15 protein-coding genes and 1 pseudogene are annotated in these 19,256 nt (G+C 60.5%); 6 read left to right on the top strand and 10 right to left on the bottom strand.

Annotation, left to right across the window (positions count from 1 at the left end; translation table 11 throughout):
* Positions 1–66 precede the first annotated feature (66 nt).
* Positions 67–1,089 carry an aminopeptidase gene (locus HB778_RS03050; protein WP_244661955.1) on the bottom strand — a complete coding sequence of 341 codons (1,023 nt, stop codon included), beginning with the start codon at positions 1,087–1,089 and terminating at the stop codon, positions 67–69.
* 772 nt (positions 1,090–1,861) lie between these two features.
* On the opposite strand from HB778_RS03050, the gene HB778_RS03045 reads away from it, so the two are divergent.
* Genes HB778_RS03045 through HB778_RS03035 form a run of 3 tightly spaced genes read left to right on the top strand, consistent with a single transcriptional unit; the run spans position 1,862 to position 5,375 of the window.
* Entirely contained in the window at positions 1,862–3,076 is a 1,215-nt protein-coding gene (locus tag HB778_RS03045; RefSeq protein WP_183461381.1) for a hypothetical protein, read from the top strand.
* Positions 3,073–3,519 carry a three component ABC system middle component gene (locus HB778_RS03040; protein WP_183461379.1) on the top strand — a complete coding sequence of 149 codons (447 nt, stop codon included), beginning with the start codon at positions 3,073–3,075 and terminating at the stop codon, positions 3,517–3,519. Before HB778_RS03045 ends, HB778_RS03040 begins: the two co-directional genes overlap by 4 nt.
* Positions 3,516–5,375, top strand: coding sequence for a DUF3732 domain-containing protein (locus HB778_RS03035; RefSeq protein WP_183461372.1), 1,860 nt, complete (start codon positions 3,516–3,518; stop codon positions 5,373–5,375). Before HB778_RS03040 ends, HB778_RS03035 begins: the two co-directional genes overlap by 4 nt.
* Before the next feature lie 199 nt (positions 5,376–5,574).
* On the opposite strand, the pseudogene HB778_RS03030 reads toward HB778_RS03035, so the two are convergent.
* Both HB778_RS03030 and HB778_RS03025 read right to left on the bottom strand, forming a co-directional pair.
* Positions 5,575–5,838: pseudogene (locus tag HB778_RS03030) on the bottom strand (ABC transporter permease); the annotation flags it as partial.
* A complete protein-coding gene (locus HB778_RS03025; protein WP_183461370.1) occupies positions 5,822–6,832 on the bottom strand; it encodes a sigma-70 family RNA polymerase sigma factor in 1,011 nt (336 codons plus the stop codon). The gene HB778_RS03025 and the pseudogene HB778_RS03030, both read right to left, overlap by 17 nt.
* A 133-nt stretch (positions 6,833–6,965) precedes the next feature.
* Between HB778_RS03025 and HB778_RS03020 the strand changes: the two genes are divergently transcribed.
* Positions 6,966–7,553 (top strand): dihydrofolate reductase family protein, encoded by a 588-nt coding sequence (locus tag HB778_RS03020; protein ID WP_183461368.1) that lies wholly within the window; start codon positions 6,966–6,968, stop codon positions 7,551–7,553.
* 114 nt (positions 7,554–7,667) lie between these two features.
* Here HB778_RS03020 and HB778_RS03015 read toward each other — a convergent pair whose 3' ends face one another.
* Both HB778_RS03015 and HB778_RS03010 read right to left on the bottom strand, forming a co-directional pair.
* On the bottom strand, positions 7,668–8,786 hold the full coding sequence (locus HB778_RS03015) for a DUF1501 domain-containing protein (RefSeq protein ID WP_183461366.1): 1,119 nt from the start codon (positions 8,784–8,786) through the stop codon (positions 7,668–7,670).
* Positions 8,777–9,928 (bottom strand): S8 family serine peptidase, encoded by a 1,152-nt coding sequence (locus tag HB778_RS03010; protein WP_183461365.1) that lies wholly within the window; start codon positions 9,926–9,928, stop codon positions 8,777–8,779. Before HB778_RS03010 ends, HB778_RS03015 begins: the two co-directional genes overlap by 10 nt.
* Before the next feature lie 365 nt (positions 9,929–10,293).
* Here HB778_RS03010 and HB778_RS03005 point away from each other — a divergent pair, with 365 nt between their 5' ends.
* Positions 10,294–10,872: a hypothetical protein gene (locus tag HB778_RS03005; RefSeq protein ID WP_183461364.1), complete on the top strand. Its 579-nt coding sequence runs from the start codon at positions 10,294–10,296 to the stop codon at positions 10,870–10,872.
* A 12-nt stretch (positions 10,873–10,884) separates the two neighbouring features.
* Here the strand turns inward: HB778_RS03005 and HB778_RS03000 are convergent, their stop codons facing one another.
* Complete coding sequence (locus tag HB778_RS03000) at positions 10,885–12,636, bottom strand: adenylate/guanylate cyclase domain-containing protein (RefSeq protein ID WP_183461363.1); 1,752 nt, start codon at positions 12,634–12,636, stop codon at positions 10,885–10,887.
* 134 nt (positions 12,637–12,770) lie between these two features.
* Between HB778_RS03000 and HB778_RS02995 the strand changes: the two genes are divergently transcribed.
* Positions 12,771–14,015, top strand: a complete 1,245-nt coding sequence (locus HB778_RS02995) for a YcaO-like family protein (RefSeq protein ID WP_183461362.1) — start codon at positions 12,771–12,773, stop codon at positions 14,013–14,015.
* A 107-nt stretch (positions 14,016–14,122) separates the two neighbouring features.
* On the opposite strand, the gene HB778_RS02990 is transcribed toward HB778_RS02995, so the two are convergent.
* The 4 genes from HB778_RS02990 to HB778_RS02975 all read right to left on the bottom strand — a co-directional run bounded on the left by HB778_RS02990 (position 14,123) and on the right by HB778_RS02975 (position 19,121).
* Positions 14,123–15,103 carry an ABC transporter permease gene (locus HB778_RS02990; protein WP_183461361.1) on the bottom strand — a complete coding sequence of 327 codons (981 nt, stop codon included), beginning with the start codon at positions 15,101–15,103 and terminating at the stop codon, positions 14,123–14,125.
* A gap of 216 nt (positions 15,104–15,319) precedes the next feature.
* The gene (locus HB778_RS02985; protein ID WP_183461360.1) at positions 15,320–16,291 is read right to left on the bottom strand and encodes an ABC transporter permease; all 972 of its coding nucleotides are present in this window, start codon (positions 16,289–16,291) and stop codon (positions 15,320–15,322) included.
* On the bottom strand, positions 16,288–17,847 hold the full coding sequence (locus HB778_RS02980; protein WP_183464976.1) for a sugar ABC transporter ATP-binding protein: 1,560 nt from the start codon (positions 17,845–17,847) through the stop codon (positions 16,288–16,290). The genes HB778_RS02985 and HB778_RS02980 overlap by 4 nt, the downstream gene beginning before the upstream one ends.
* Before the next feature lie 239 nt (positions 17,848–18,086).
* Entirely contained in the window at positions 18,087–19,121 is a 1,035-nt protein-coding gene (locus tag HB778_RS02975; RefSeq protein WP_183461358.1) for an ABC transporter substrate-binding protein, read from the bottom strand.
* Positions 19,122–19,256: the final 135 nt, after the last annotated feature.

Genomic DNA, 19,256 nt, shown 5'->3' with positions numbered 1-19,256 from the left:
CGCTCCCGCGCCTGTCGGCCAGAACCGGCATTGGTCAGGGCGGCGAGGCCGCCGTGCTGGTCGATGTCAATTACACGTCGTTGCGTTCCTCAGTGCCTCCGCACGGGAAGGTTTGGGTAATGCCGCAATCCGCCGTACGGAAGCGTAGAACCTTGGATAATCGCCTGAGCACAAATCATACAGGCGAAGGAACGCCGGAACCTGTTCGCCGTAGACGGAAGTCGCGGCGAGCTTTGCGTTGTTGATGGGGTTATTGAACCAGGCATCGTATCCGCGATATCCGGCCCAGCGCCTGTCGCGCATTTGCCGGTAGCGCACCCGCAGCCTGTCGATCGCGGCTGTTTTGGCGGCAGCCATCTGCTGCGAGGTGCGGGGGCTGGCATAGACCTGCCTCAACTCGTCCCGCGTTTTCGCTATCAGTCCGAGAAAATCCGCTCTGCGCTGGCGATCGATTTCGTAACTGCGCAATCCGGCGCGATTGCCGGTGGCGCGCAGCCATTTCCTCACCCCGGTGGTTTCGACGGCGACCGCGAAAGCCTCGTTGAACGCGGAGTCGCCGTTCACATAGATTTCCTGATGCGCCAGTTCATGGAAGATGAGGCCTGCGAGATATATGGCGTCCTGACGCAGCATGGTGCTGAGCAGCGGGTCGCTGAACCAGCCCAGCGTGGAATAGGCGGTGACGCCCGAGACGTAGACGTCCAAGCCTTGTTGCCGCAGTTCGGCAGCACTTTCAACCGCGGATTTCTGGGAAAAGTAGCCCCGGTACGGAACGCATCCGAAGACCGGAAAGCACCATGTTATCGGCGTGAGCGAGAATTGCGGCGCGGCAAAAACGGCAAAGGTCACATTGTCCCGACCGATGTCGACATAGCTGCGGTAGCTGCTGTTATCGGGGAGCGCCAGTTCATCCGTGGCAAAGCGACGTATGGCGCTCGCCGACGTCAACTTCGTGCGCAATGCCACGGGCGTCGCGGGATCGTGGATGAGCCTTCCGACATTTTTCCGCGCGGCCATGATCTGCACATGGCCCTCCAGCGACTGCGCGTAGTAGGAGACGCTGGTGCACCCGGCCACGCCGGACGCCATTATCACAGCGGCAAGCAATCGAAAAAAGCGCTTCACAGCTTGCCCACCGCCTGCTCGTCGTCCATGGCGCGAATGCCCCATTTGCCCTCGTGTCAGGCGCACCGATTTTCGTCAAGACCTGGCGGGGGCAGCAGGGTCGGACTTTCGAATTGGCAGGACTGGCAAGGCGGCCATTCGAAACCTTCACGCCCAGCGTCGCCTCCGACCGCCAGCGCGCGCCTGGTGGGCCGACCTGCTGCGCGATACCGATGTGCGCCCGCTGCTGTCAAAAGTCTCGGCCAGGACGCTGGTCCTGCACCGAACCGGCGACCGCGCCGTACGCGTCGAGGCCGGGCGGTACCTGGCGGCGAGGATTGCGGGGGCGCGGTTTGTGGAGGTGGAGGGGAGGATCACTGGTTCTGGGTGGGCGAGCAGGGGGTGTTGCTGGAGGCGGTTGGGGAGATGGTGCGGGGTGGGGCAGGGAGGGAAAGCGGGTATCAACCGACGCCTGCTTAACAGCTAGACGCAAGGTGCATCCACGCCGGCTCGGAATCAGATAGCGACAGTGCAGGCCTGCCGATTCCGGACGGGACCAGATTTATTCAAACCGAGCGAGAATCTCCAGATCTTCCTTCTCAATACCCGAGAAGGCGAAGTCAGCGACTGAATCGGTTAAATTGATATGGATCTTAGCTCCAAATCCCATTGTTAGTAAATTGAAATAGCGATTTGCAGCTGCTAGGTGTCGGGGTAACAACTTGGGGCGTGTTTTCTCGAATTCTGTTGGTAGGCCATGAGCGGAAGGTCGCGCGTCGATACGACTAGTGCAGAAGATAAATCAATTGGTTTCGATTACCAGTACTATTACTTTCTAAATGAGCTGCTAAATATGAAAATCGGCCAAGTTGTGGGCTTGGAGGTTTTAGATGACGTTCATATCGAGCGTCCAGACGGCACTAATCTACTCGTCCAGTTGAAGCACACAGTTCAGACGAGCGCACAGGGCGCTCCTATCAATCTTACGACGATGGACAGTGATCTTTGGAAATCGATTTCGAACTGGTGCAAATTGATCATCGACCCGGCGGACGGACGGGCGTCCGTGGATTCTCAGCTTGCCTTTCTTAAAAAGACCAGCTTCCTGCTCGCATCCAACAAGTCACAAAACGACAAAAACGCCCTTCTGATATCCATTGAAGCCTTCAAAGCTACCACCAAAAGTCATGCCGAGCTTGTCGCGGATATCACGTCGCTAAAGGCGAAAAGCAAAGACCTAGTGATTCAAGGCTACATCGATGACGTGCTCTCACTCGACGCCGCCGTGTCAGAGAGGTTTTTTGAGCACCTGTCGTTCGCTTTGGGGAAGGACGAAATCATCAACCTATGCAGAGCGTCCATCGCCGAGAAGCAGATACACCAATCCCGTATTAACGACGTTTTTCACGCCATCGACTCAGAGGTACGGCAAAATTCTTACGCCACCGTCAAGGCAGGGCAGAAAATCACGATCAGCTTTGACGAATTCACCCAGAAATACCGACGATATTTCGATAAAGCTCGGAGCGGCGGTCTGCTTTTCAGGAAATTTCCGCCTGTTTTGCCGGACAATCTCCTCGACCAGACGTTCATCAAGCAATTGGTGGATATCAAAGACATCTCGGAGGATAACATTGAGTTTCATACGAAGTTCACCACTAGGCGGCTGCACTTTCGCGATAACATGGAACGACTGATCCAGGACGGGGATATCACCCAATCCGATATTGACGATTTGGAGGAAGAGGCTTCCGTCATGTGGGAAGGCAAGTTCCTCCAGGCCTACTCAGGCCAACAGTCAACTGGTGACGAGGGCGCATCGGCCCGTGCGATTGTCGGAGATTTGCGGCAGAGAAAGCTGACGCTTGCTTCGCAGGAGCTTCCGATACCCATGAGCCATGGCGGGTTCTACGATCTCTCTGATCGACCGGTGATTGGCTGGTTGAGCGACTGGAAAGACCGCTACAAGTGAAGTTCAGTTCATATTACAACAATCTCGGGATCAATGCGTTCGCGATCTCCTCTGTGCTGAAAGAGGCGAGATTTCTAACGATTCCCCAAATTGCGTTGATTTTGCCAGTTGTTGCGCATCGTCAGATGGTAAAAAAACTTGCAGACGGCAGATTCCGCTTTGTCAGTTTTGAGCAGTATCTGATCGATAACATCGAATTTTTCTACAATTTCAATGAGCGATATTTTGCGTCGCTTGTTCCGACCGTCAATGCCCTCCAATTTTTGAATGAGATGGGCGTGCTTCAATTGAAGGGCGGCGGCGCGGTGATTGCGTCTGACTTACCCTTCGATGCATCGATGGGCAAACGCGCCGAGCGCGTTAAGCGCGCGTCACCAAACATAGCCGCCCTGGTTTCCGGCAATGCTGAAGTTTTCTACCTCAATGCGAGGATCGAGCTATGAAATTCTACATCGAAAGCCTGCACCTGTGGCTCAAGACCGAACAAAGAAGGTCCGTTACGTTCTTGCCGAACAAGGTGAATGTGATCACCGGAGACAGCCACACTGGTAAAACTGCCATCCTGGACATCGTCGATTATTGCCTGTTTGCGAGCAAGCATCGGATTTCTGAGAGCATTATCAACGAAAATGTCGCCTGGTACGGACTGCGCATTCATGTGAACGATAAAATCTATACGCTGGCAAGACGTGCACCGGCAGGAACGACCACATCGTCTGATTACTACTTCTCCTCAATGGGGGAAGTGCCGGACTCCGCGCCAATCCTGAATATCAGCGAAAGCGTTTTGAAAAAGCAATTGAGCGCCGACTTCGGCATCGACCAAGACGTCAAAATTCCCTTTGGCGGGAGAACGCTGCAAACCGGCTCTAGGGTTTCGCTGCGATACTTCCTGCTCTTCAACACTATCTCTCAAGATATAATCACGCATAGCGGTCAGTTTTTCGACAAGCAGAACGAGCCTCGCTACCAAGAGGCGTTACCACGCATATTCGACATTGCTGTGGGGATCGACACGGTCGAGAACATACTGAAGCGAGAGAAGCGGGCTGAGTTGGAGCGAAGCCTCGCCCGCCTTGAAAAACTGACCGCGAAAACGCAGGAAAAGCGCGATCAGTTTAACGCCCAATTGGCTGAAACCGTCGCGCGGGCAAAGGGGTACGGACTCGTTGCCGACGATACAGACGCAGATGCTTCAGTCGCCGCGTTGAAGCGAATGGTGACAGAGCGGGAGAGTGGCCCCGATTTGTATGTATCCGCGCAGTATGAGGAAATTTCTTCGCAGATATACCGAGTTTCTCGAAAAGTCAGGGGGCTTCGCAAATTCGCCTCGGAATATGGAAATCATAAGGCGACCCTTAAGGAGACAGCGGATAGCCTCCAGCCCGTTGAATATCTGATGAGGAACTACGAGGAGACGGTTCGGACATCCGTATTCGACGACATCCTCAGGAATCTTTCCGAGGGTCTACAGCAGATCAAAGACGCTACTGCTCGAAAGACGCCGTTGGACAGTAACATTGCCGAAATTATCAAGTCATTGGAAAGTCAGCGCCAGAAGCTCGAAAAGGACCTTCATGCCCTTCCCGCCGAGATGGAGAGCTTCGAGACCGATAGAGATAAGTATATCTTCATCGGCGAAACGAAAGCCAAGCTTGAGCTGTACGGCGATCCAGAGTCGGAAAAGGCTGCAGACAACAGTGAGTTGATCGCAAACCTGGAAGCTGAAATCGAAGACCTCGCTGTGTCACCTGTCAACGACCGGCAAGAGCTGTTCACCAGGGCTCTTGATGAGGCAATCCAAGATTATATTTCTCTAACAAAGGCGGCGCTCGGGAACTATGGCGAATATCGTTCCGCCTTCAATTACTCGGAAAAGAAGCTTCATCTGCGCAAGCCCAGAACAGCATCGACCGAGAACGTCGGCAGCAGTTCCAACCACATGTTCCTCCACCTGTTTCTGTTCCTTGGTCTGCATGAACTGATTATGCGGAACGACGGCATTCACGTGGCACCGTTTCTGATTATTGATCAGTTCTCTAGGCCCTACTGGGGCGAGGATGATCAGGAGGACGGGGAGGGCGAGAAGGACGTCGACCAGAGCGATGTCGCAAAGGTCAAGTTGGCACTGGAGCTTTTGGACCAGTTCATCACTACGGCAAATGAAATGGGAAAAGAGTTCCAGATGATCGTCTTCGAGCACATAAATCCGCGATATTGGGACGGGCTCAAGAACGTGCACCTAGTTGAAATTTTTCGCGATGGAAACGCCCTGATCCCGGTTTCCAGGCTGGACTAGGGCGTATCGGGCGCGAAGGTCTGCCAATGTCCGCAATTGATCGGAAACCGCCATATCAGCAACCTATTCTAGTGGCCGTTTTTGGTGAGACCAGCACTGCCGTTTCGACCGTAACGAGGTCGGGAGCGGTACGGCCGCTATTCGATGCCTTTCAACAGAACCGGACTGACCGCCCCCGGCCCCAAGTAAGCCGTTCCCCCTACCTTTCCTCCACAATCCGCAAATAAGCCGCCGTCACGAACAGCACGATCGGCCCAAACAATATCCGTCTCGCCCCTCCGGCATCTGCTAAATCCTCAGCAGCGTCGGTGCCGGTGTAGCCGCCGCGGCCGCCGAAGGTGGAGGCGCCGCCGATGACGGCGGCGGCGACCGAGGGCAGCACCAGCGGTTCGGCGAGCGACAGGGAAGGGGCCTTGATCAGGCCGATATAGAGCAGGCCGGGCGAACTACCGTGCACCCGGGAGGGATGGCGGCAGGCCGAATGTGGGGAGGACCGTGTTTTCGAAGACGGTCATGGCGCCGATCCGGTCGCCGGCGAGAGCGAGGACGAAGAGGCCGGATCCGTGGATGCCGGTGGGTGTGTGCCGGTAGATGCCGAATGCCGGCTGGCCGTTGGCGCGCGTCGGCACCAGTTCGAACCTCTGTCCCGAGCCGAAAATGGGTGCGAAGAAGCGGCCCACAATGGCTCGGCCCTGGTATTCCAGCGGCATCGGCGGCATCGACAGGAAGACGTCGTCGGTCAACAGAGCCACCAATGCGTCGATGTCGGCGGATTCGTAGGCGCTGACGAACTTCGCCACGATCGCGTCCTCGGCGGGTGAGTTGCCGGCAAGCGGCTGGTCTCGGGCTGTGGTCACCGGCAGCCGGTGCTGCATCCCTGCACGCGCGCGTTTGAGGGCACTTTTGACCGATTCGACTGAAGTGTCCAGCATGTCGGCGACTTCGTTCGCGTGGAATCCCAGCACGTCGCGCAGGATGAGGACGGCGAGCTGGCGCGGCGGCAGGATCTGCAGGGCGGTCACAAAGGCCAGGGAAATGGATTCGGTTTGCTCGTAGCGCGCCTCCGGACCGAGCGGCACACTGATCGCGCCGTCCAGAAGGGCGTCGGGATAGGGCTCGAGCCAGGGGACTTCGCCGAGGCGAGTGGGTTCCGGCGGTTCGATTCCCGGAATGTCCCACTGCTTTGCCGGGCGGCGGCGCGCGGAGCGCAGCGCGTCGAGGCACCGGTTGGTGGCGATGCGGTAGAGCCAGGTGCGAAGCGAGGCGCGCCCGTCGAACCGTTCGAGACCTCGCCATGCGGCGAGCATCGTGTCCTGGAGAGCGTCCTCGGCATCCTGAAACGATCCGAGCATCCGGTAGCAGTGCACCTGTAGCTCGCGACGGTGCGGTTCGGTCAACGCCCGGAATGCCTCGCCGTCGCCGGCCTGCGCCCTCGACATCAGGTCCGTTCTCGCCAACTCGGTTCCTCCTGTGTGCGGTTCCATACCGTATGGACGCCGGCCAGGGCGCGAAAGGGGCGGTCGCCGAGCGCCCCCTTTTGCGATGCCGCGACGTCTACACCCGTGACAATATCGTCAAAGGAGCACGGAAATGGGAAAGATCGTCATCAGCACAAATGCCACACTCGATGGAGTGGTCCAGGACCCGGACGGCGAGGAAGGCTTCGAACTGGGCGGCTGGTTCCGCCAGTCCGCAGGGGGCAAGGACCTCAAAGACTGGACCGCCAACGAGACGGAGGAAGCGCTGGCTGCCGAGGCGCTGCTGCTGGGCAGGCGGAGCTTTGAGTGGTTCGCGTCCCGGACGCCTTTTATGGAGGTCCGCGTGGGCAGCAAATGGGCGGCCAGAATGAACAGCATCCCCAAATACGTCGTGTCCTCGACACTCGACCGTCCTCAGTGGAGCAACACCACGGTCCTCAACGGCGATGCGGTCAAGGAGATTTCGGAGCTGAAGCGGAAAGTGGACGGGGAAATCCTGGTCTACGCCAGCTATCAGCTCGTGCGCACGCTGATAGAACGGAACCTTGCCGATGAACTGCGGCTCATCGTTTTCCCGGTCGTGCTGGGAACCGGCCAGCGTCTGTTCGACGAGACCAGCAACAAGCCGCTGCACCTGGTCAACACACGAAAGATCGGTGACGGCCTGGTGTGCCACGCCTACGAATTCGTGCAGGGCTAACGGCTGTAGGTGGAGATTTGGCGTCGGGGCTGTCGCAAAAGACCTGCCGATCACACTTTCACTTTGCTTCACAAGCGGACGTCGGCGCTGCGACACGTTCTTGCCAAGGGTGCATCAAATCTGAAACAAGCCCTTGATTGCTTGAAGGCCCGATGCATTTGGAGCGACCGTCGCCATTGCCTGGCTTGAGAGTCCAAGATGGTCTTTCAACACCGCGTTGATGATCGAGCGGACATCGGTGGTGACCGCCAGGTCGGTCCCGTCGTGAAGCTGACCTGCCGCCAATCCGGGCCAGCGACCCGCGATCCGCCCCCCGGCTATCGCACCACCCATCAAGAACGCCACGCTGGCACTGCCATGGTCGGTGCCGCCTTGTTCGTTGAAGTGGATGGAGCGCCCGAATTCCGTAATGCCGAGCACAGCGGTTTGACGCCAGATCGCGGCTGCCGCTTCCGAGAATGCGACGACACCACGCGCCAGTGTCCCAAGGGTCGCCGAAAGACGCTCTCCCTGAGCAACGTGGGTATCGATGCCGTCCAACTGCAGCAGGGCCACGCGCGGACCGTCCGGCCTGGACAGCGCCTGCGCCGCCGAGGTCGCCGCTGCGGCAAAGCTGGCAGCACTCAGCGCATGTCGCCGTGCAAGCAACGTCTGCACCGCGTCTCCGGCTGAACCGGACGCCTCACCGAGGCAAAGGCGGGCGATGTCAAATCCCGGATTGGCCAACACAAGATCGAAAAGCACATCATTCGAGAGGTCGGCCGGCGCTGCACGCCAGATTGTTTGCCTTCCCTGCGACAGAACCGAAGCGGCTCTTCCCGGCCAGCCAAAATCGCCGCCGTCGACATGGCCGTCGAACAAGACCCTCTGCGCGGCGTCATGCGATTTCCCGATATCCGGGATGCCCGTCGCGGGCAGGATCAGCAATTCGCCGGCCGAATAGAACGGAGCAAGAGGTTCCAGCGCCGGATGAAGCGCAAACAGCGGATCAAGCTTCACACCGAACGCGTCGTCGGAGGCGTCAACTTCTCTCGCCCTGCCTCGCAGCCTCCGGAAATCCGGATCACCATGGGGCGGCAGCGCGGCCAGCGCATCAAGTCCGCCCCGAAGATGAACGACCAGCAGCCGCGGGTGGCAGTCGCCAGCAAAAACCGCCGAAGCACGCCCTGCGCTCGTCGCAAACAGCGAGGTAAGACCCAAACCTTGGAGGGCCGTGCGGCGCGTCAATTGCATTTCGGATATTCCGGAACGGTGACGTCCGGCGTTCCGGCCGTCGAAAATCCAAGCTGATCGGCATTTGGGATCACGCCCTTTTTGATCTGGGCCTTCTGCAAATTCGCAGTGGTCCGAGCCAGCAGTCCCGCCAGGACTGGAGCGGCAAGGGATGTCCCCGAACAGATATTCTGTCTTAGCTTGTGATTGTTTGTGCTCCGCCAAAGCACCTGGACGCCAACGCCGGGCTCGGACATGGCCGCGCCAAAAGCGCCGCCATTCCAAAGCACATCACACCACCCGTTTGAAACCGTGCTGCACGCTCCAGTGCCGGTGCCGGTCGCGACATAAGCGCTGTCGGATGCCGAGACACTTTGGATGAAGCCTTGCGTTGGGTTTGAAGAAAAATATTCCGACGCATTCGCCGGGAAAAAGGACTGTACCCACGACGCCTCGTCGTCTTCCCGCGCATTGCCCGCCGCAATCACAATGCGGACTTGCTTGTTTGCGATCTCAAACAGCAGCTTGTCCATCTGACCAAGCAGGCCCAATTGGCCACCATTCCTCGCAGTCTCCATGAACTGGGCGCCCCAGCTGATGTTCAGGATTTGGCCGGCGGACGCATGATCACTGACATATTGCAGGGCGGCAAGCGGCGGTCCGACGATCTTCGACTTCTCACCCTCAAATGCCTTGACAATCTTGAGTGGCACCCCGGGACTGACCCCAACGATGCCAAGGTATTGATTTCCGCTTGTTCCACTTGGCACACGCATTCCGCCAATGATGCCTGCAACCATCGTGCCGTGACCTTGAGTGTCTGGCAGGCTGGTGACCGTGCTGCATGGAGTGACCATACAGTTGATCCGTTCCGAAATATTAAGAAGCCCTTTTGTGACGACGTCGTCGTCGACGCCGCTATCGATGATCCAAACCGTGGCCCCGTTGGTCACAGGACTGGGCGACCCGACTACTCTGCAAACGCTCGGCGGCACGAGCTTGTCATCCATCACAGGCTCTAGCCGACTGCGTGCTTCGCAACCTCCATCCGCGAACAGGCTTACTTCGAGCGAGTCCGGTTCCTGATATCCTTCCGACAGAAGCATGTCCGCTTCCTCGTCGGTAAAGCTTCCCGTGACCAGGCTAAATCCTAGGTCCGGCATGTCGACTGCCTGCAGGGCATCCCCGACAGATTGGTCTTCTTTAGGCTGGCGATAGCCGATCCAAATCTGTCCTTGTCCGCAAGTGGCGCGATGAATGTGTGTTGCGTAACTTGCGGCTCGCCGGGGGCTTCGTCGGCGTGCACGATCGTGGCCGCGGAAAGTGTGGTGGCGAGAAAAGTCACAAGCCAGGCGAACCTCATGGATCCCTACCGTCTGCTGGTTGACTGACGGTCAGCATGCTCCCAATACCTCTGTCTGTCCACGGCAAAGCATTGGAGGCGAACCGCTCGAGGGCTCTTCTTGCAGCCGAAGAAAAAGCGGCCTAGGTTGTTCTCGCACGCCTCAAAGGGCGAGGAGCAACGCTTGTGCCCAAGGTGAAACTCAAGCAAGGCAGACAGGCTCAGGAGATTGGCGCGGCGCTCGTGGGGGCTTGGCTGAAGGCTTTGCCGCCCGCGTTCACGGCAACCATATCGGCAGTAGTTTCGACCACAAATTTGCGTATAACCGTCGACATACCGAACGCATTCGCGTTCAATGACGTCATAGCTCTGCGTACTAATGACAAGACTGACGGCCTTCGAAGTGTGAAGGTAGGACAGATCATAGACACTGCAGGAAAGATCTTTGACGTTGTTGATCTTTCCGGCGCCAATATCAACTACAAAGGCAAAGATTTAAAGAACGGTGTGGTTTCAAAAGTAAAAGACCTGAATGACGCTACTCTTCGCAATGAACTAACTATTGTGCTGGAGCAGATCGTCGACGCGAAAGTGAAAGTGGTGTGCGATGCGCCAACGGAGCTGACTGTGGTCCTGCCAGCCCTGCCGGAAGGCGTCGTCACGCGAGAGGACCTGCTGGATTACCTGGGGGCGTACCACAAGAACGCGCAGGGTCGGCACTATCATGAGGAGCTTGCGTCTGCGGTCCTTTTCGGTTGCCGATAGCAAACTTCAATATCAGTTCGGCAGCCCTGCGGCGAGCAGCCCCTTGAATAGCGTGGCCCGATCCTCCTCCAGGCGATAGGGCTCTTTGGCCACGAATCGACTGCTGGAAAAGCTGGGCGTACCCGCCAACACGCGAGCCGCATACAACTTTGCGTCGCTGTCCCGGCCAAGCGCCGAGCTCGAAGCGGCCATGTAGGCCGTAACCCATGTCGGCATTGTCGACGAACGGCTCAAAGCGACCAATGCCGGTTCGGGCCGGCCCGCAATGAAATGGACGATGCCGCGAAACGGCCAATACCAGGATGGTTCGTAGAGTGGATCGAGCACCTGCGCCCGCTCGAACCATTGCATGGCGCGATCCGGCTCGCCGCCGAATGTGTGGAGGGTTCCGAGATAAGAAACCTGCTCGGGATCGTTAGGATTGAGGTAGAGGGCCCGTGCATAGAGCTGCGCGGCGACGTCGAAGTCTCGCAAGTGCAGCAGCACCCAGCCGAGAATGTTGAGGCAAACCGGATCGTTGGGGGACAGCGCCACCGCCTTCTTGGCAATTTTATGCGCCTCGTCGAGCAGGGCGTCGGAAGATCCCATGTCGCGAAACCATTCCAATTGCTTGAAGTGAGCCAGCTTGGCGTGAGCGCGCCCATAGGTCGGATCGAGGTCGATGGCGCGCTGATACCATTGCCTGGCTTCTGCTTCGGACGCGAGGTCGCCGAGCGGCAGGGCATTGCCGCGCAGCACGCACTCATAGGCCGCCAGGTTGGCCGGCGGCTTGCGCCGCGCCTTCTCCGCACCCGCTGCCTTGAGGCGCCCGATAACTGTGCCCACGATCTTGCGGACCAGTTCGTCCTGCACATCGAATATGTCCTGATCGTCGCTGTCATAATGCTCGGCCCAAACGTCACCGCCGGACGTGGCGTCAACCAGTTCGCACGACAGGCGGATACGCTTCCCCATCCTGCGGATCCGCCCCGCAAGCTCGAAATCGAGCCCCATATCCGAGACCAGCTTCGGCAGTTCCACATCCTTGAGCCGCAACGAGGTATGATATGACGCGACGGAGAGCTGCGTGAACCGCGTCAGCTCGGTGATGACGTCTTCGGTGAACCCTTCGCTGAAATAGGGTTCGACGCCGCCGGTGCTGACAAATGGGCGGACCAGGATCGATGGCGTGTTCGAGCCCGAAGTCCCGGCGCCGATGCTCGGAGCGTGGCCGTCGGGTCTGTGACCAAGCGAGTAGACTGCTACGGGTCGGGGAATGTTCTTGAGCTGAAACTCGCCGCAATATTCGAAGGGCAATTGCAGCCCTGCGCGGACCTCCTCATGCACTTTTGCCGAAAGGCAAATGCCTCCGGGGGCTGCGATCTGTTCAAGGCGTGCAGCCACGTTTACACCGTCGCCGAAAACGTCTCCGTCGCCGTCGACGATAATATCGCCGAAATTAATGCCCATTCGAAGCAACAGACCGGGCGACGAACGCTCGGGGCTGGCGAGATAGGCCTGAATAGCCACGCTACACCGTACCGCTTCGACCGCGCTGAGGAACTCCGCTACGATACCGTCGCCGGTGTTCTTTACAACGCGGCCGTCATGCCGATGAACGTAGCTTGGGACCTCGTCGTGCATCAGCGCTCGGACGCGGGTAAACGTGCCTTCCTCGTCTTCCGCCATTTGTTGCGAATAGCCGACCACGTCGGCGACCACGATCGCAGTCAGGCGCCGCTTCAGGGTGCCGTTGTTTGCGGTCAATCCATGCTTTGCGGTCAATCCATACCTCGGGTCGGACGTCCGAACCTACTTTAGCACATTTGCATGATGCTATCGCGCATGGCAGCGTGTAAACTGCTGCACGAAGAGCTTCGGGCGTATGACAGAGCGAAATCCGTCCAGAAGCGCTTGCAATGCGAAAGATCCGCACATTCGAGGTCTGCGTGGGGTCAAGTCTTCTTTATGGCCCGGTGGTGATCTCGGACCCATTGCTCGGCTGTCCTCTGACCGTGGCGGCCGGCCGCGTTCGCGCCGCCCGAGATGGCGATGAGAGCACTTATTTCGTGTCTGGTTGGGGCACGACAGTCGAGCAGGCGCTGCAAGGCTGCCTTTATGAGGCGGACGAGACCTACTTCGCCCAGATCATTCCCGAGGGGCGAATTTTCCGGTCGTGTGCCAACGCGATTCATGGGCGGGTCGTCGAGCCGCCCGGCATCCTTCTTTTCAGCGAAGAGCAATATGATCAGCGAGAGGCAGGGAACCGACAGCCCGCACTTCGCAACATGGTTCCGGCCCGCTGGGATAGATCCGCGCCTGAAGACTGGATCCTGAGTGACGACAAGCTCGGGACGGAGCAGGCCTGGGTGCCCGCGGGGCTGTGTTTCCTCGGATATGATCCCGGCGGCGAGGAATCATCTTTGCCGGCTGCCGACTCGAACGGCCTTGCGCTGGGCATCAACCTTGAGGACGCTGCGACGCGCGCACTTCTCGAGCTGATAGAGCGAGATGCGACCTCTATCTGGTGGTACAATCGACTTGTTCTGCCTCGGATCGATCCGAAGTCGATGGCAAGCGACACCGTATCTTCGTACGAGGACTGGCTTCGGCACCGAGGCCGCGAATTGAGGCTTCTGCGACTTACGTTGGATTTGGCGGTGCCAATAGTTGCCGCAATCTCCAGCGACAGTTCCGGCCGGTGTCCGGCGATGGGGTTTGCGGCAGGCGCATCGTGGTCGGAGGCTGCCATAAGGGCGGTCGGCGAGCTTGCTCAATGCGAAGCGAACCTCGCTCTGCTCTCGCAGCAGGCGCAGCAACAGGGAACGACCCGCTTTACGCCCGGGGCACGGCAACTTTATCGCTGGCATCAAGAGACGGATCTTGGGCTGTGTCCATATTTGCAGGGTGGGAATAGCGGCCCTGCTTGCACGGATGAATCGACACTCGACTACGCGTCATGCGTCAAACTCTGCCACGAACGAAACCTGGAAGTATTCGCCGTCATCCTGATGCAGGATGAGCAGCGGTCCCTTGTCCGCATTTTCGCTCCGGGCTTGCGTTCGACCAAACCAAGGTTTGGTCCGGGCAGGCTCTATTCTGTTCCAAGCACTCTTGGCCTCAGGACTGCGGGCTCAAATCCCATATGCCCTTTCCCGTTTTAGCGCCGTTCTAAATTGCGACCGAAGACCGGGGTCATGCTCTATCGCGTCAGCTTCCGCAAAGCGGCCATTCTGCTGTCGGTCCCACTGCGGCCAGCCAGCTCACCCGTCTATCTTTCCTCCACAATGCGCAAATAAGCCGCCGTCACAAACAGCACGATCAGCCCGAATAGGATGCGCCTTGCCCCCTCCGGCATCTGCAAAATCGTCAGCAGTGTCGTCAGCACTGTGAGGATGAGGGCGCCGATGATGGTGCCGGTGTAGCCGCCGCGGCCGCCGAAGATGGAGGTGCCGCCGATGACGGCGGCGGCGACCGAGGGCAGGACGAGGGGTTCGGCGAGCGACAGGGACGGGGCCTTGATCAGGCCGATATAGAGCAGGCCGGTGATGCCGGCGAGCAGGCTCGATGTGACGTAGAGTGCTGTGATGACCTGCCAGTATTGCACGCCGGAGAGGCGGGTGGCGCGCTCATTGTCGCCGACGGCGTAGAGCAGGCGGCCGAAGCCGGTGCGGGCCAGCGTGAAGACGATGAGGGCTGCCAGCGGCACGAACAGCAGCAAGGCGTTGGGGAAGCCCCAGGTGACCCCGGTGCCGAGCCAGGCGAGGAAGTCGGGGATTTTCGCGCCCGACGCGATCACCGTGCGCTGGTAGACCTGCAGGCAGCCGGTGCCGATCAGGCTGGTGCCCAGCGTCATGATCAGCGGGTGGACGCGGAAGACGCCAACGCCGATGCCGTTGACGAGGCCGATCAGCACCGCCGGCATCATCGCCAGCAGGAAGGCGATAGAAGGGTCCTGGTTGACGATTTGCGTCGCCATGATGAAGGCGCTCATCGTCGCCACCGTGCCGACCGAGAGGTCGATGCCGCCGGTCAGCATGGTCATGGTCTGGCAGCCGGCGAGGATGGCCAGCGGAATGGCGAACTTTATCGTGTTGGCGATCCAGCGCTCGTTGACGATGCCGGGGCGCAGGATCTGCAGGATCACCACCAGGATGACCAGCAGGATGACCAGCGGGACGAGCGGCCGGTCGGCCATGAAGCGTTTTACGCGGCGGCCGATGGGGACGGGGGTGATCGCTGACGTGCTCATGGGGTTTGCCCGATGTTCTGAGAGGATTGTGCTCTACGGCGCCCCCCTCTGGCCTGCCGGCCATCTCCCCCACTTGTGGGGAGATTGGCTGTTGTCGCGGCTTTCGCCAATCTCCAACGTTGCTGAAAAGAGTGGGGCGCCAAAGCCGCCAATCTCCCCCTTGTGGGGGAGATGTCCGGCAGGACAGAGGGGGGCGCCGTAGAGCGCTACTTTCGCTCATTGCCGCCCCCGCATCGTGATAAACGCGCCGAACATCACCACGGCCACCATGATGGCGCCTTCGATGATGGCGGTGACGTTGGGGTCGATGGCGAGCAGGGTCAGGTCGGTGCGCACCAGGCGCAGCACGAAGACGGCGACGATGGGGCCGAGCAGGCCGCCCTTGCCGCCGCCGAGCGCGACGCCGCCCAGCACGACGGCGGCGACGCTGGCCAAGAGATAGGGGCCGGGGATGGGTGCGCCGATGCCGGTGCTCATGGTCAGCGCCAGCCCGCCAAAGGCGGCGAACAGGCCCGACAGCGCATAGGCGATGATGCGGGTGCGCTTGACCGGCACGCCTGAGCGGAACGCCGCCAGTTCGCTCGAGCCGATGGCGTAGATGGAGAGGCCAAGGCGCGAGCGCCGGAGCGGGATCCAGATGACGCAGAGGCAGACGATCAGCACCAGCAGCGCCTTGGGCAGCCAGGCGTCGATGGCGTCGGGCAGGCCGGGGATCGGCACGGTGCTCGAGATCAGCGCCTTCAGCCATTCGGCAGCGGCGCCGCCCGGCGCGTCGAGCACCAGAAGGGCGGCACCCTGCAGCACGAACAGCATGGCGAGCGTGACGACAATGTCAGGCACGCGGGTGACGACGATCAACAGGCCATTGAGCGCGCCGAGGACAAGACCCATGGCGAGCACGAAGGGCACCACGAACAGCGCGTATTCTTCGGAAGCACCCGCCATCATCGAGGCGGCGGTGACGCTGGTCAGCGCCATCATGGCGGCGACCGACAGGTCGATGCCGCCGGCGATGACGACTACCGTCTGCGCGGCAACGGCAAAGGCGTAGGGCAGAACGGCGCGCGCCAGCGAGCCGAAATCGCCGCTGCCATAGCCGGGCTGGATGATCCTGGTGGCGATGAACAGCACGATGAGCAGGGCGAGCAGGCCGATGACCCAGCCCTGGCGGCGCAGGAAATAGCTCATGGCTTCGTCCCCAAGGCGTCGGAAGAGGGCGCATCGGAGGCGGTGGGGGCCGCCAGAATGCCGATATCGGCCTTGGCGCCGCGCGGCAAGCCGTAGGCGGCGCGCATCAGCGCCGGCTCGTCGGCCTCCTCGACCGGAAAAATGTCGACCAATCGGCCGCCGAAGATGACGATAACGCGGTCGCAGACGCGCTGCACCTCTTCCAGTTCCGAGGTGTAGAACAGCACCGACTTGCCGTGGCCGGCGAGCTCGCGCAGCAGCTTGTAGATCTCCTGCTTGGTGCCGACATCGATGCCGCGCGTCGGGTCGAAGCACAGGATGGTGCGGGCGTCCGCCGCGATCCAGCGGGCAATCGTCACCTTCTGCTGGTTGCCGCCGGACAGGCGCTGCACTTCGCCCTGGGCGCGGGTGTCGATCTGCAGCCGCTCGATGGCGCTGAGCACGGTGGCGCGCTCCTTGCGCATGTTGATCGGCCCCCAATTGCGCAAGGCGGCGCTGAAGGGCAGCGCGATGTTTTCACGGACCGAGCGCTGCATGGCGAGCGCCTCGGAACGGTCGCCCGGCACATAGGCGATCCCCGCGCGGATGGCGTCGATCGGGTGTGAAAATTTCACTGGGCTGCCGTCGACCTCGATCGTGCCGCCCGAGGGCCGGATCGAACCGGCAAGCGCGGCGAACAATTCATCCTGGCCCTGGCCTTCCAGCGCTACGACGCCGGCGACTTCGCCATCCCTTAGATCGAAGGAGACGTCATTGAGCTTGGCGCCGACGCGCAGATTGTGCACGGCAAGCCGCGGCCGGGCAGGGGCGGGCGCTGCCTTCTCGGCGGCGCTGCGGGCGGCGACGTGGGTCTTGACGATGCGGGTGCCGAGCATCAGCTCGACGATCTTTTCCTCGACGCCGGGCACAATGTCGACGACGCCGACGGTCTCGCCGTCGCGCAGCACGGTGGCGCGGTCGCAGAGCGCCGATATTTCGACGAAACGGTGCGAGATGAAGATCACGGCGCGGCCGGCATCGCCCTGGCGGCGCACCACTTCCAGCACCTTTTCAGCGAGGTTGGCGGGGAGCGCGGCCGTCATCTCGTCGAGCAGCAGCACGTCGGGCTCGACGGCCAGAGCGCGCGCCAGGTCCAGCACACGCAGCACAGCCAGCGGAATGTCGCGCGCGGTGTCACGAAGGTCGAGGTCGGCAATGCCGAGTTCGCGCACCCAGGCGCGGAATGGCTCGACCGGCGTGCCGGTCAGCCGCAGATTGGACAGAACGTCGAGATCGGGGATCAGCGACGGCTCCTGGTAGACGGGCAGCAGGCCGGCGCGGCGGGCGGCGGCGGGCGAGCGGATGTCGCGCGCCTCGCCACGGATCAGAATACGCCCGGCATTGGCTGATATAGCGCCGGTCAGGATCTTCACCAGCGTCGATTTTCCCGCGCCGTTGGCGCCCATCAGCGCGTGCACTTCGCCCGGCAGGACGGAGAGCGACGCGTTGCGGAGCGCTGCAACCGCGCCGTAGTTTTTGGCGACGCCTGACGCGTCGAGGAGGGGGCTTTGCGGCAACGGGTTTGTTGTCAAAATTTGTGGTTCTCGATCTCTGCGGTGGTGCGGCAAGTCGGACGAAGCGGCGACTTTCCCTTCCCCCCTTGTGGGGGAAGGTGGATCGGCGCGCAGCGCCGAGACGGATGAGGGGTGTTCCAGCGGAGTGAGACGTCGGCATTCCCTGGAGCACCCCTCATCCGACCTCGCTTCGCGAGGCCACCTTCTCCCACAAGGGGAGAAGGAAGAAGCGCGCCCAGCCCTTACTCGCCCGGCCCCTTGCACGCCACGATCTGGTCCTTCGTGTACGTCGTCCAGTCCGGGATCGAGATCGAGACCGGCCATTCCGGGCTGAGCGACGGGTCGGCGGCGGCCTTCAGCTTGGCCTTGCCTTCCTCGGTGGCGTTTTCCCAGAGCTGCGGCTGCACCAGCACGGTCTGCTGGGCCGGCTTCTTGCCGTCGAGGATCTGCAGCGCCAGCGTCACACCCGCACCGCCGATCGAGCCGGGGTTGGTGACGGCGGCTCCGACGAGGCCCTTGACCGAGCTCAGCTGGCCGACGAAGCCGGCATTGTCGGCACCGACGATCGGCACCAGCGGCGCCTGCGATTCCACCAGCGCGTCGACGATGACGTTGTCGATGCCCGACGTCCAGATGCCGTTGATCGGCGTTCCCGTCGACAGGAAGGAGAGGATCTGCTGCTTGGCCTGGTCCTGCTGCCAGCCGGTGAAGACTTCCTGCGCCACCTTCACGTCGGGGAATTCGGCCAGCGCCTTCTTGAAGCCTTTGTCGCGGTCAGAGTCGGCGGAAGCGCCGGCGGCGCCGCGCATGTAAAACACCTCGCCCTTGCCGCCCATCTGCTGGAATAGCCATTTGGCGCCGAGATAGGCATATTCCTCCTGGTTGTTGGAGATGATGTAGGCCGACGGTTCGGTGACCGCCTGGTCGACGGCGACGACGACGATGCCGGCCTTTGTGGCTTCCTCCAGGCCCGCCTTGATGCCGGCCGGATCGGCGGGGTTGACGACGATGGCGTCAACCTTGGCGCTGATCAGGTTGCGGATGTCTTCCAACTGGCCGGCGGCATCGGTGTTGCGGTGGGCGATGTTGAGCTTTGCCACCTCGCCGGAGGCAAGCGCCTGCGCCTTCATGGCGCACACCATCTCCTCGCGCCAGCCATTGCCTTGCACGGTGTTGGAAATGCCGATCGTGTATTTGCCGGCGGCGGCCGAGACGCCCACCGAGGCGAGCAACGCAGCGCCCGCAAGCAGCGGGACCATGGTCAGGATTTTCTTCATTTCAGACTTCCTCCACATTGTTTTTCAGTTTCAGTTCCAAGTCGTTGAAACGTGTCGCTCAGAAAGAGATTCACGCGCCTCAACTCGTTGTCCTCCGCACGTCGTTGCCGACATGCTTTCCCTGGGCATGTCGTT

Origin of the sequence: Mesorhizobium huakuii (assembly GCF_014189455.1) — a bacterium.
GTDB classification, from domain to species: domain Bacteria; phylum Pseudomonadota; class Alphaproteobacteria; order Rhizobiales; family Rhizobiaceae; genus Mesorhizobium; species Mesorhizobium huakuii_A.
This window is presented reverse-complemented; position numbering and strand designations above follow the sequence as displayed.

Bases quoted from the DNA above. Each gene is read 5' to 3' on its own strand.
- HB778_RS03050 (WP_244661955.1), bottom strand. From the start codon at position 1,089: ATGGCGTCCGGCGTGGCCGGGTGCACCAGCGTCTCCTACTACGCGCAG.
- HB778_RS03045 (WP_183461381.1), top strand. From the start codon at position 1,862: ATGAGCGGAAGGTCGCGCGTCGATACGACTAGTGCAGAAGATAAATCA.
- HB778_RS03035 (WP_183461372.1), top strand. From the start codon at position 3,516: ATGAAATTCTACATCGAAAGCCTGCACCTGTGGCTCAAGACCGAACAA.
- HB778_RS03020 (WP_183461368.1), top strand. From the start codon at position 6,966: ATGGGAAAGATCGTCATCAGCACAAATGCCACACTCGATGGAGTGGTC.
- HB778_RS03015 (WP_183461366.1), bottom strand. From the start codon at position 8,786: ATGCAATTGACGCGCCGCACGGCCCTCCAAGGTTTGGGTCTTACCTCG.
- HB778_RS03010 (WP_183461365.1), bottom strand. From the start codon at position 9,928: ATGCCGGACCTAGGATTTAGCCTGGTCACGGGAAGCTTTACCGACGAG.
- HB778_RS02995 (WP_183461362.1), top strand. From the start codon at position 12,771: ATGCGAAAGATCCGCACATTCGAGGTCTGCGTGGGGTCAAGTCTTCTT.
- HB778_RS02990 (WP_183461361.1), bottom strand. From the start codon at position 15,103: ATGAGCACGTCAGCGATCACCCCCGTCCCCATCGGCCGCCGCGTAAAA.
- HB778_RS02985 (WP_183461360.1), bottom strand. From the start codon at position 16,291: ATGAGCTATTTCCTGCGCCGCCAGGGCTGGGTCATCGGCCTGCTCGCC.
- HB778_RS02975 (WP_183461358.1), bottom strand. From the start codon at position 19,121: ATGAAGAAAATCCTGACCATGGTCCCGCTGCTTGCGGGCGCTGCGTTG.